At 50.0% G+C, this 12740-nt stretch carries 10 protein-coding genes; 3 read left to right on the top strand and 7 right to left on the bottom strand.

Annotated elements, in window-relative coordinates:
- Positions 1 to 19 precede the first annotated feature (19 nt).
- The 3 genes from ACFSUS_RS25865 to ACFSUS_RS25855 form a co-directional block, all read right to left on the bottom strand.
- Complete coding sequence (locus tag ACFSUS_RS25865) at positions 20 to 841, bottom strand: FRG domain-containing protein (RefSeq protein ID WP_381527384.1); 822 nt, start codon at positions 839 to 841, stop codon at positions 20 to 22.
- 306 nt (positions 842 to 1147) lie between these two features.
- Entirely contained in the window at positions 1148 to 2350 is a 1203-nt protein-coding gene (gene chrA, locus ACFSUS_RS25860) for a chromate efflux transporter (RefSeq protein ID WP_381527382.1), read from the bottom strand.
- Positions 2351 to 2423: 73 nt separating this feature from the next.
- Positions 2424 to 3383 carry an isopenicillin N synthase family dioxygenase gene (locus tag ACFSUS_RS25855; protein ID WP_381527380.1) on the bottom strand — a complete coding sequence of 320 codons (960 nt, stop codon included), beginning with the start codon at positions 3381 to 3383 and terminating at the stop codon, positions 2424 to 2426.
- Positions 3384 to 3714: 331 nt separating this feature from the next.
- Here ACFSUS_RS25855 and ACFSUS_RS25850 point away from each other — a divergent pair, with 331 nt between their 5' ends.
- Positions 3715 to 5271, top strand: coding sequence for a sensor histidine kinase (locus tag ACFSUS_RS25850; protein ID WP_381527377.1), 1557 nt, complete (start codon positions 3715 to 3717; stop codon positions 5269 to 5271).
- Positions 5272 to 5300: 29 nt separating this feature from the next.
- On the opposite strand, the gene ACFSUS_RS25845 is transcribed toward ACFSUS_RS25850, so the two are convergent.
- The 3 genes from ACFSUS_RS25845 to ACFSUS_RS25835 all read right to left on the bottom strand — a co-directional run bounded on the left by ACFSUS_RS25845 (position 5301) and on the right by ACFSUS_RS25835 (position 7231).
- Positions 5301 to 6008, bottom strand: coding sequence for a superoxide dismutase (locus tag ACFSUS_RS25845; RefSeq protein WP_381527375.1), 708 nt, complete (start codon positions 6006 to 6008; stop codon positions 5301 to 5303).
- A 229-nt stretch (positions 6009 to 6237) separates the two neighbouring features.
- Positions 6238 to 6849, bottom strand: a complete 612-nt coding sequence (recR, locus tag ACFSUS_RS25840) for a recombination mediator RecR (RefSeq protein ID WP_381527373.1) — start codon at positions 6847 to 6849, stop codon at positions 6238 to 6240.
- A gap of 103 nt (positions 6850 to 6952) precedes the next feature.
- The gene (locus ACFSUS_RS25835; RefSeq protein ID WP_381527371.1) at positions 6953 to 7231 is read right to left on the bottom strand and encodes an ATP-dependent Clp protease adaptor ClpS; all 279 of its coding nucleotides are present in this window, start codon (positions 7229 to 7231) and stop codon (positions 6953 to 6955) included.
- Positions 7232 to 7402: 171 nt separating this feature from the next.
- On the opposite strand from ACFSUS_RS25835, the gene ACFSUS_RS25830 reads away from it, so the two are divergent.
- Positions 7403 to 8866: a sodium:solute symporter gene (locus tag ACFSUS_RS25830; RefSeq protein ID WP_381527369.1), complete on the top strand. Its 1464-nt coding sequence runs from the start codon at positions 7403 to 7405 to the stop codon at positions 8864 to 8866.
- 20 nt (positions 8867 to 8886) lie between these two features.
- A complete protein-coding gene (locus ACFSUS_RS25825; RefSeq protein ID WP_381527367.1) occupies positions 8887 to 10785 on the top strand; it encodes a redoxin domain-containing protein in 1899 nt (632 codons plus the stop codon).
- Between the two features lie 100 nt (positions 10786 to 10885).
- Here the strand turns inward: ACFSUS_RS25825 and ACFSUS_RS25820 are convergent, their stop codons facing one another.
- A complete protein-coding gene (locus ACFSUS_RS25820; protein ID WP_381527365.1) occupies positions 10886 to 12664 on the bottom strand; it encodes a M28 family peptidase in 1779 nt (592 codons plus the stop codon).
- Positions 12665 to 12740 lie beyond the last annotated feature (76 nt).

The following is a 12740-nucleotide window of genomic DNA, read 5'->3' as shown; positions in this document are numbered from 1 at the left end:
TTATAGATCAACGTTGTCATTACGGCTCGCCAGGATTGCAATCACTGATTACATCATCACCACTGGGCTGAATATACTGCCGCCGTAACCAGCCACTCAAACCATCCAAGCCCGGAAACAGGACACGCTCGTTAATATTAGCCTGGTCAAGCTTATCCCGTATTTCCCACTTGAGCTCATGACCAATAATGATTCGACGATACATATCCGGCCGCGACTCCAGCCACTGACTCAGACTGATTGTAGGGTCAGAGATGACCGAAAACAAGGCATACTGATTAACTATGCGATCATCGATGGATGGTGGCTCAAACAGCAAAGCAAATGGCTCATTGGCCAGATCGTCAAAATCGTGCAACGAGTCAATTTGCCTTAACATGTCAACCGTAAATACATCGGCTCCTTCTTCTTCCAATAACTTGCCAAGCGAACCAGGTAATTCTTGATGTACTTTCTTATAATTAAGGCACCAGATAGCCCCATCCCGGTCATAATAGTCTAAGGAAGAGGTAACAAAGTGGAGCGCTACGTACGGAGAGAACGTCCAGTCCATTAGTCGCGTGGGCAAACCATGATGCTGAGCGACCGAAAGCCAGTACCAGAATGAATCATGCTCAGTAACATTGTGAAGCGCGTATTTCTTGAAATTACGTAGTAAGTGTCCTTCAATACTCGCATAGTCATTACCCAACCTCATCAATGATGTATCCAGCGTGAAAACAGCATCGGCCAGCCCTCGAAACGCATAGGACGGTCTAAATCGTCTTAGAGCAGGCGTCCAGGCATCTTCGTACAGAAAGTCCATAAGCTGGTTCCAGGTTGTAGCACGGTTTTCAGTCATAGTTCACTACCTCTTTCAACAGAAAACCATACTAAACCACTAGGGTTATATATAAGGTAGTTTAGTCTATAAAAAGTTAGGCTAGCGCCCTTTCAACGGCCTTTTTTACTGCGGGTTCCCACCCGCAAGATGGTTCTACAAGCTGTGGGTTACCACTCGCAGTACAGGCATTACAGTAATTAGTCAATAGTTATAAGGTATGGCCAGGCACATTACAACCATTGATATGCAGAACGCCGATAAGCTGTCATTGCATAGGCCGCATGAAACTGTCGTGCCGAAGGCTGTACCGAAGAGAAGCTTACTTTATAAATAGATGCCAGCCAGCAAACCGCCCAGGATCAATACGTAAGGCGGTACTTTAGTGTATAGGAGCACTGCAATAGTAACCACCACTACCACCACCGAGGGCCAATGCGCGGCCATCGGCTGAAAGAGCGCTAAACCTGCGGCTGCTGTCAGTCCTGTGCTGGTGGCGTTGATTCCTTCCAGAGACGCCCGTACTACCCGGTAGCGTTTCAACTGCTCCCAGAATCGATACACAAAGAAGATCAGGAACGTACCCGGCAGAAAGATACCGGCTGTGGAAACAAAGCTCCCCCAGAACTGCCCGTTCAGCCCATCATTACGCATAGACAACGCACCGATGTACGACGCAAACGCAAAAACGGGTCCGGGGAGCGCCTGCACCAGACCAAGGCCAGACAGAAACTCCTCCCGGCTGAGGTAGTGTTTAAAGGCAACGAACTCGTTGTAAAGCATAGGAGTTAACACCTGTCCACCCCCGAAGACCAGACTGCCGTTCCGGTAGAAATTTTCAAACAGACGTACTGGCAGTGACTGCGTAATGGCCCCTAGCCCGGCCGCGGCAACGAACACCCCCAGCCACAAAAAAAAGTTAGCCCACTGCACTTGCAGAGGCTTCTTTGTCATACGCTCCTGTTTCTCGTACGTCAAGGCAGTGGTAAGCCCTCCTGCCGCAATCACGATGGGTGTCATGAACGGCGAGCTAAACACATAAGCTACCAACGTTGCCGTGAGGGCAAGCGCTAAACTTACCTGATTCTTGATAACCTTACGTCCTATACGATACCCCGCCACGACCAGAAAGCCTACCGCCATGGGCTGAATAAACCGGGCGAATTGCAAAGATAAGTTACGTTGCTCCAGGTAGTAAATTCCCATACCGGCGGCTGTCATAACGCAAACGGCAGGCAGTACCCAAATCAATAACGTAATGTAGGCGAGGTTCGGGCCACCAATCTTAAACCCCACCGCCGTAATTGTCTGGGTTGACGTTGGCCCAGGCAGTACCTGACACAGCGCATTTAGCTCCATTAATTCCTCTTCGGTCAGGTAGCGTCGTTTCTGCACAAACCGATCGTAGAGCATGGCCAAATGCACTTGCGGACCACCAAACGTTGTCAGCGCCAAAATCAGTACATCTTTCAAAAAGATGAAGTACCGAATTCGGCGCATAGGCTTGACAGTCGTCAGATAGGGCAGCATAGAAGGTGGTTAGGAAGCGCATTTTATAAGCCCGGTCTAGTCAGTTCAATGAATTGACTAGACCAGGCCACAATCAGGCTTTTTTCAAGCCTAGTTCCATGAGCCGCTCGTTAAGGAATTCACCAGCGGTCATGTCGACATATAATTTTGGATGCTCAGCATCAATGCAACTCTTAAGACTGGTTAGGTCCATGTCGGCGCGGGGATGCATAAAGAAAGGAATCGAATAACGCGACTGGTTCATTTTCTCCCGCGGTGGGTTTACTACCTGGTGGATAGTTGATTTCAGTTTATGATTCGTCAGCCGGTCGAGCATGTCGCCAACGTTTACCACAACCTGGTCGGGCAGGGCCGTAATGCCAATCCATTTACCATCGCGCCGGAGCACTTCCAACCCATCGGCCGAAGCGCCCATCAACAACGTAATGAGGTTAATATCGCCGTGGGCAGCCGCCCGAACGGCTCCGTCGGGGGTTGTTTCAGGGTCGAGCGGGAAATAATGCAGGGCGCGTAAAATGCTATCGCCATTCTGCACTTTATCATCAAAGTAATTTTCGGGCAGCTCCAGATAAAGCGCAATGGCCCGCAGGAGTTGCTTACCCGCATTCTCCAGCGTCCGGTAGGCGGTTAAAGTCGCTTCGCTGAACTCGGGGAACTCGTCGGGCAACACATTGGCCGGCATGTCACCGACTGGTTCAGGCTGGCCAATGTGGTAAAACTCCTTTAAGTCAGCTACTTTGAACCCTTTGGCGGTTTCTTTTCCTTTTCCGATATAGCCCCGCTGGCCGTTCAGATCAGGACGTTCATATTTCTGCTTAACGTTGTCAGAAGCCGAGAAAAACGCTTGTGCTGAATCGTATAATTTCTTGGTTAGCTCATCGGTCAAACCATGATTACGGATGGCTACGAAACCAATCTGATTAAACGCCTGGCCCAGGGTTTGGACAAACCGGGCTTTACGTTCGGGATCGCCCGAAGTAAAGTCGGCCAGATCTAAGGATGGGATTTCGTCGTATAACTCTTGTGATGACATAGACTAGACTATTTTTACAAAAATACAAAACTTTGCCAAATCTGATGTTGGCCAATGAAGGCGGCCAGGACAGGCGACAATGTAGCACCGGCTTTAATCAGCTTCCTGATGCGTCAGCAGGAACCAGGCACATGAAAAGGGCACTATGAACCTTCAGCATACAAACAAGCCTTAACTCATGCAGCCTATTTTTGGTTTTTACTCTGTTACGGTGAACAGCGCCAAGTGGTACTGTGATTTTTTGCAACAAGGCCGGTTTTAACTTGTTAAAGTACGTAAGTAGGCGTCCTGAACTTCGCTCAGCAGCCATCTACCACCATCCTTCAACATCATGAACGTCAACATTGCTAACTCTACACAAACGCCCCCTTCGCTTTGGCAAAAGGCGTTAGATCAATCGGCCAGTGGGATTATAGTCTATAAAGCTGTGCGTGACCAGTATGGTGAAATAGAAACATATACCGTTCAGCTGGCCAACCACCGGGCTGAGCAGGTTCTGGGCATCGACCGTAACGAGATGCTGGGCCGTACAGCTGCCGAACTGTTTCCACCTACTCAGGCGACCACCCTCTGGGACGACATTGCTGAGGTTATTGAGACGGGCGAAGCGCACCATGCTGAGTTATTCTATAAAATCAGCCGCACTCAGCAAGAGCTTTGGTTCGATTTGAGTATAGAACCTCTGGGCGATGGGCAAAGCGCTGTTGTGTCTTTTACGGACATCACCGCGCTGAAAAAGATGACACAGACGCTAATGGGCGAAGCGATTCTGTTCAAAGCGCTGTCTTCCAACGTACCGGGTATGTGTGTGGTTGTCGTCAGTTTTTTTCAGAAGGTTTTGTCGGCAACTGGTGATTTACCGGGCCTGTACACCAGCCGCGATGCCGACGACTTACTTGGCAAGCGCATCGTCGATGTGATCTTGCCTGAGTATCAGGACGACTGGAAACGTTATATCAGTACAGCGTTGCGGGGTGAAGAGCATAATTTTAGCGACCATTGGGGTGGTTGGCGGTGTGAGTGTTACGTGGGGCCGGTCCGTAACGAACGGGGCGATGTGGTGATGGCGTTATGCGTTTATCGAAACACTTCCGAACAGTTTCGTCAACAGCAGACGCTCCAGCGGATGAACAACGAGTTACAGCAGTCGAACCGCAGTCTGGAGCAGTTTGCTTATGTGGCCAGCCATGACCTTCAGGAGCCCTTACGCAAAATAAAATCCTTTGGCGATCTCTTAAATAAGCGTTACGCTGATGATTTAGACGAGGAAGGGACTGATATTGTACACCGCATGCAATCAGCGGCCGATCGGATGGATACGCTGATTCGGAGTCTATTAGCCTATGCCCGCCTTTCATCGCCGGGTGGTCTGGCGCAGCAACAACCAGACTTAGTTGCTCTGGAAGACTTGTTGATTTGCATCCAGAATGACCTGGAGGTCATAATTAGTGAACGCGACGCGCTTATCACAATTGGGCCATATTTACCCACAGTACCCGGCGACGCCACGCAGCTCCGGCAGTTATTTCAGAATCTGTTAACGAACGCCATCAAGTTCACACAGCCCAGCCAGCGCCCGGAGGTAAAGGTAATGGGCCAGTTGGTCGAGGGCAAAGATGTGCCTGAATATCCGGACGTTGAGCACAGCCAAACCTACGCACGAATCAGCGTTCAGGATAACGGCATCGGCATCGCTCCGGAGAACTTCGACAAGATTTTTGGCTTATTCAGCCGGTTACACGGTCGGCAGCAGTTTACGGGTTCGGGGATTGGCCTGGCGACCTGCAAGCGGGTCGCGGAAAACCATGGCGGATTTATAACCGTGGAGAGTGCATTGAACCATGGCACCACCTTCCATGTCTACTTACCGATGGGTATAAAAAAGTAGAGACGCGAGGTATCGCGTCTCTACGTATGCTACGCGAAATTCTTTCCTATCTTATTCCAATCGAACACGTTCCAGGCAGCCGTCACGTATTCGGGCCGGCGATTTTGGTACTTCAGGTAATAGGCATGCTCCCACACATCAAGTCCCATGATTGGCGTACCTTTTTTCTCGGCGACGGCCATGAGCGGGTTATCCTGATTAGGCGTCGAGGTAATCTCGATGTCGTTCCCGTTCTTAATTAACCACACCCAACCTGAGCCAAAGCGAGCGGTGGCGGCCTTTCCCCATTCCGTTTTGAAGTTGTCGAACGAGCCGAACTTCTTGTTGATGGCATCGGCAAGCGCCCCCTTAGGAGCCCCACCGGCACCAGGTCCTAGAATATTCCAGAAGAACGTATGGTTCCAGTGACCACCGGCATTGTTCCGCACAGCCGCAGGGGTGCTGCTACTTACACTTTTAACCAGGGCGTCGATGTCCATCTTGGCCATATCGGTTCCAGCCACAGCCTTGTTGAGATTGTCAACGTACGCTTTATGATGCTTGTCATGGTGGATTTCCATGGTTGTCTTATCAATGTGCGGTTCGAGCGCACCAGCATCAAACGGTAGCGGAGCTAACTTAAAAGGTCCTTCTGCCTGGACAGGTGCAAGGCCAAGTGTGGCTAACCCATAAGAGCGGAAAGCGACCAGACCGGCCGAAGCACCGAAAGCCAGCTTCAAAAACTCGGAGCGATTCATGCGAGTGTTGGTTTGGAGGGAATTAAACTTGCTTTTAGTCATACAACCGGCTTGAACAAGGGATGTTTAGCCAGCGTATGCTTATCGGCGTAAAGAACGATACTTTTCCCGAAAAATAGGCCCCACTCCCATTAAAAGCGACTTAAACAAAGAGAACAGTCTGTGAAGGCTGTTTCTTCCTATTCCTTAAGCAACAAAAAAGCCCCGATGAACCAGGGCTACCTTGCTATTAATCGTAAGCAATTCGACTGAGAATACTCCGGCCAAGCGTGACCTCATCGGCATATTCGAGGTCGCCCCCAATAGGAACGCCCCGTGCGATAGTCGAAATTTTAAGCTTAAACGGCTTTAACTTCTTTTGTAAGTAAAAGGCCGTGGTATCGCCTTCCATAGTCGGACTGATGGCCAGAATGATTTCGCGTACCTGTTCACCTTCGGGTCCGCTAAGCCGGGCTATCAATGAATCAATCTGCAAATCACTTGGCCCAATACCTTCCACCGGAGAGATAATGCCGCCCAGTACGTGATACAAGCCTTTGTACTGCGCTGTGTTCTCAATGGCCAATACATCGCGGGTATCTTCAACAACGCAAATCAGCGACTCATCGCGCTTGTTACTGGAGCAGATACTGCATAAATCGTGATCAGAGAGGTTGTGGCACTTGCGGCAGTATTTAACCTTTGTGCGCATGGCCGTCAGACTTTGGGCCAGCGTTTCAGTTTGTTCTTCGTCGCGTTTCAGCAGGTGGAGCACCAACCGAAGGGCAGTTTTTTTACCAATCCCCGGCAGCTTCGACACCTCGTTGACTGCGTCTTCTATAAGTTTGGACGGATACTCCAAGGTTTAACTGATTAAAGAGTGAAATCGGACCGTCGATGCGGAGTAAAAGAGCGAAAGACTTGGCTGTCAAAACGGTCGATGGTAACAACCGATCTTTCGCTCTTTAATTTAAAACTTCTGCCGAGATACCCCGTCGGCAGATTTCGTTGCGCATCGGCACGAGCTCTTCCCATGATCCGTTTTTGACAGCACACTTACCCTTGTAATGAATCAATAAAGTGCATTGTTCAGCTTGTTCGGGGGTGTGATCACACACATCGATCAATGTATCGATGACGTGCTCAAATGTGTTGACGTCGTCATTGAAGACTACGAGGTTATGGACAGCAGTTTCAACTACTTCGTCCAATACGTCCACGTCTGTCTCTTCAAAAGGTTGCATGGGAGATAAAATGGTATTTACTTAGCAAATTTACGGCAAAACAGGCACTTTTGAAAGCTAGCCCCGCGCGTTAAAAGAACCTCTTTTACCTTAAAAAAGTTGCCCGATTTGTCTGCTAATACAGGGGTAAAATCGGCTTATAGTTTACTCTGTAATTCCATACTTTAGTACATGAATACCACCGTCGCCCTGGTGATTTTGGTCGCCTATTTTGGGATGCTGATCGCCGTTTCGTTTTACACTGCCCGAGGAGCCGATACGACTACGTTCTTCACCGCTAACCGGCAGTCGCCCTGGTGGTTGGTTGCCTTCGGTATGATCGGTACGTCACTATCCGGAGTTACGTTTATTTCGGTGCCCGGAGCCGTCGGCAAGATTGGATTTTCCTATTTTCAGGTCGTCCTGGGTTACATCATCGGTTACCTGGTCATCGGCACGGTGCTGATGCCCCTCTATTACCGGCTGAACCTTATTTCAATCTACGGCTATCTCGAAAAGCGCTTCGGCTTCTGGTCCTATAAAACCGGGGCCGGTTTTTTTCTGCTGGCCCGCACGGTCGGCTCGGCGGTACGTCTTTACGTAGCGGCTAATGTACTGCAGTTGGCCTTATTCGACGGATTGGGTATACCTTTCGAGGTGTCGGTGCTGATTACCATTGGTTTGATCTGGCTATACACATTTAAAGGGGGCGTAAAAACCATTATCCTGACCGACTCGCTGCAAACCATCTTTTTGATTACGGCCGTCGTGCTGACCATCATTCTCATCTCCCAAAATCTTGGTTTGTCGTTTGGCGACTTGGTTCAAACGGTGCGGGATAGCTCTATGTCGCAGGTGTTCTTCTGGGACGGTAACGACTCTAAGAACTTTTTTAAACAATTCATTTCGGGTACGTTCATTGCCATCGTGATGACGGGATTGGATCAGGATCTGATGCAGAAAAACCTGACCTGCAAGAACATCGGCGAAGCCCAGAAGAACATGTTCTGGTTTACGGTCACGCTGGTTTTTGTTAACTTTCTGTTCCTTTCCCTTGGCGTATTGCTGTATGTGTTTGCCCAACGCGAAGGCATCGCCATTCCCGAACGCACCGATGATCTGTACCCCATGCTGGCCTTGAATCACCTCGGTCTGGTGGTGGGCATTACGTTTCTGCTAGGCATTACGGCCGCTACCTACGCCAGCGCCGACTCAGCCCTGACGGCGCTCACTACGTCGTTCTGCGTCGATTTTATGAATGTCGAAAACCGGCCAGAAACCGAGCGATCCCGGATTAAGCACGCCGTACACATTGGCTTCTCATTGCTGTTCTACGTCGTCATCATCGTTTTTCGCCAGCTGAACAGTAAAGAGGTCATTACGGCCGTATTTGACATTGCTGGGTATACCTATGGACCGTTACTGGGGTTGTATGCCTTCGGTATCTTCAGCAAACGCCCGGTCATGGATCGGTTTGTTCCCTGGATTTGCGTAGCGTCGCCCCTCTTAACGTACATTGTGAATGAAAACTCATCGGCCTGGTTCAACGGCTACCAATTCGGTTTCGAGCGGTTACTCCTGAATGGGCTGTTCACCTTTGTTGGCCTATGGGCCGTGTCGCGTCCGGTGAAGAAACAGATGCCGATAGCCGCTTAATTTTTTCTAAATTTCACGTTATGAACCTCCAAGCCTACCTCTTGACCATCTTAGCCGGAGCGACCTACTTGTCGGCTACAGCTCAGGTTTGTTACTTGCCCGAGAAGCCCCAGATCGGGCAAACGGTATCGTTCACTTACACACCCCAAGGCACACCGCTGGCCGCTGACAGCACAATCGAAGGAAGATACGTGTATTATGGTGCACCAACAACCATGCACATGAGTCGCCCAGCTACGGTTAAGTTAACGAAGCAGGGGCTGGATTACGTAGGCCAAGTGTACGTTCCAAAAAAAGACGCAGCCGGTATCATGCTGATGTTCCGCAACAGTATGATGCCCCAACGTAACGACATACGCCAGGGACGGATGTACGTTATCCCGGTTTGTGATGCCAGCGGGCGAATGCTTCCTCACGCCATGGGCGGTCAGGCGTCGGTGTACAACCGAACGAATTTTCTGTATGAAGCCGGTGGACGCGCTGACCCAAACTGGGTTGTCGCGTTGTATGAATACGAAATCCGGCAAAATCCCGATGTTCGGCCGCTTTATTGGTCAGACTACCTATCTGCTCAGATAAAGCAGAGGAAGCCGGGCTACGGCCCAAAGGTGAAAGCTGGCATTGAATCGTATCTGGCCTCCCGCCCGAGCCCAACCGCCAACGAACTGAACACGGCTATTCAGCTCTACGAAAGCATGGGCGACTTTGTGAAAGCCAATGCCCTGCGCGAGCGGATAAAAACGCTTGACCCGGCTGGCTCCCTTGCTCAAAAAGACCGGGCTATGGCCGTCCGGAACCAACCTGATTGGACCCGTAAGAAAGCAGCGTATCAGGCGTTTGCGCAGGAGTTTCCGAACTCCTCGTACCTACCAGCCCTAACGGTAATGATGACCGACGGCTATTTCAAAAACAACGACATTCGGGGACTGGTCGCATTTGTGGAGCAGCAACCAGCCAATCACATCGACGTACTGATGCTCAACACCATGGCGTTTCAAATGGCCGACGACAAGCGGGCCTTGCCAGAAGCTGAGCAGTTGGTAAAGCGGGCGCTGACCGTGTTGAAAACGCAAGCTAAACCAGGCAACGTAACGGGCGACTGGGCAACCGAAAAGCAGCTCCGTCAGCGGCAGCTCATGAACACCTACGCCCGGGTTCTGGAACAGCAGGGTAGATACCCCGAAGCGTATACGGCTTATCAGGAAGTGATGGTGCCGGATGACGTAGATAACAGCGATCCGCGCACCAACGAACGGTATTTACTCTGTGCTTTGCAGACGAATCACGGAGCCGAGGCCCGACCGCTGGCCGAAGCCGCCATACAAATCGGAAAGGCGACTCCTCGCATGAAAACGGCGCTGCGCGACTGGTACGCCAAACAACCCGGCAACGATAACGCTAAGGCGGACGCGTACTTAACTGAGCTCGAAGCCGATTTGAAAGCTGAACAGCGCGATGAGCTTCGAGAACTGCTCATTAATGAACCCGCACCCGCTTTTTCGCTCACCGATTTGCAGGGGCGCACCATTTCGTCGGCGGCCCTGAAGGGTAAAGTCGTGGTACTCGACTTCTGGGCTACCTGGTGTGTGCCCTGTATCGCTTCCTTTCCGGCCATGCAGCAGGCTCAAAATAGGTTCCAGAGCGATCCAAACGTCCGGTTTCTGTTCGTGAACACCCGTGAAGGTGGGCCTTTACAGCGCGTGCATGACTTCATGAACAAACACCCATACGAATTCACCGTACCCCTCGACGCATCGCAGCGGGTGGCCAATGCGTATAAAGTTCAGGGGATTCCGACAAAGGTTGTCATTGACCCAAAAGGCCGCGTACGTTACCGCCACGTCGGCTACTCCGGCGATCCCGTAACCACCGTCGATGAATTGACGCTGATTGTTGAGATGCTTAAAGAAGAAAAATAATAAACAGGATAGAACACCGATCACGCGGATTGAACGGATATACGCCGATAAAAATCTGTACATATCTGTTTTATCCGCGTAATGGGTGTTCTATCTTTTCTTAATGCCTCATCATCATCCGATTTGTGGCAATCACTTTATCATCAACCTCAAACGTGTAATAGAACACTTCGATTCGGCCGTCGTTTTTGTAGCTGAACAGATACTCATTAATGCCTGCCTGGATACTTATTTTCCGACGCTCAACTAACGTTCCATCGCCTTTTCGAACCGTCAGATAAGCGTCTTTGTAGGTGACATCACTTTCATTCTTCAATACCATATACGTTGACTCATCGAACGGGTTAGGGTAGTTTTTAAGAATTTCAACGCCTGGCTGCGAGGATGTCGGCGCCCGCATGAGCCGTTCCAGATAATTAATCCCTTGCGTCTGATTCATCGCCATGGTGGCCGGTACATTCACGGTAACTTCGCCCGAAAACAGGCTTTCAACACCGCTTGCACTTACCGCAGCAATGCTTACGTAGCGCACCGTACTGCTGTTTCCTACGAATGCAATCGTCGGATTTTTGGTCGAGACGGTGTAAACAGAATCCCAGTCGTTTGTTAGCGAACGTAACGCAATCCGGTAACCAGGTGCGTTGCTGGCATCGGTAATCGTCAGCGAAACCTTATTAAGGCTTACGTATTTGGCGGTAAATGATGTGGGGGCTTTTACAGATTGAGCCGCCATGGCCACCGCATTGGCGTTGATGACCGCGTTACGCGATAGATACCCAAAATCAACGCTGAAATCATCCATAACTCCATCGTTGTTGGTGTCGATTTGCTCGTTGTCCTTAATGGAGTGTACAACCCCACAAGTGCCGGATCCATCCCCGTTTTCGTTCTGAGAGATCATCCGGACGGCGGCATACCCTTTATTCCGGAAGGGAACATGGTCGCTGGAACGCCCCGTGCGATCTTCTGCACTCATAATATTGATGGTCATAGGCACCGCAGCTACTGGTCTAATCTGCTCGTTGTATTCAAGCTTGATGTAGCGGGCGAGTTGCTTATGGATCGAATTGGAACTACCGTACGAAAAAATCCGGATACTGTTATTGGCTACGTTGCCCGCCACGCAGGAAGGAGCCGATGAGCAGGGGCCGCACAGGGTTGTTCCGGCGATGTCATTATTCATCACCATACGAACCGAACGGCCTTTAGAGGAGGTGTAATTAGCAAAAGCTGTGCTGCCATACAGCCCCTGCTCTTCACCAATTGTCAAGAGGAAAACGACCGTTGCCTTTAGGTTATATTTTGACAGCACACGCGCCGTTTCAATGACCAGCGCCGATCCGGTGGCATTGTCTGAAACGCCGGGGGCATTACAGGTTACGTCACAGGTTGATTCACAGCGGGAATCAATGTGTCCTTCGACCAGAATAAATGACTTGTTAGTTATGTCCGTGCCGGGTAAAACGGCAAAAACTTGGCTATACACTTTGCTAACCGAACAAACCGTTGCATTGAACGTCATTCGGGAAACAATCAGCCGATTGTTACGCTGGGCACTAATCTGCCTGAATTTATTTTCTACCCAAGCGTTGGCCGCCTTTAATCCGGTAGTTGTGGATGTATTCGATACCGTGTTCGTATTCCGCGTACCAAATGACGCTAATTGCCGGACATAATCCTTCAGCGAATCGGATGAGATGGACTGATGAAGGTCCATTGAAATCGCACTGGGCGTTGCGGTAATACCTGAGCTGTAAGTAGACGGGGTATAGTTTCCCGCCATGATGGCGTCGGCCGTTGCATTGGTAACCATTATGTTGGTTTGACCGTAAGCGAACGAACTCAATAGCATTAAAATCAAGTAAAGATTTTTTTTCATGAAGAAGTAGTCAATTAGTTTAATTAATGCCAAATAAGTAAACTATTATCAAACAATAACGAATAACATATATTTT

The organism is Spirosoma soli, from assembly GCF_042684525.1.
Lineage (GTDB): Bacteria > Bacteroidota > Bacteroidia > Cytophagales > Spirosomataceae > Spirosoma > Spirosoma soli.
This window is presented reverse-complemented; position numbering and strand designations above follow the sequence as displayed.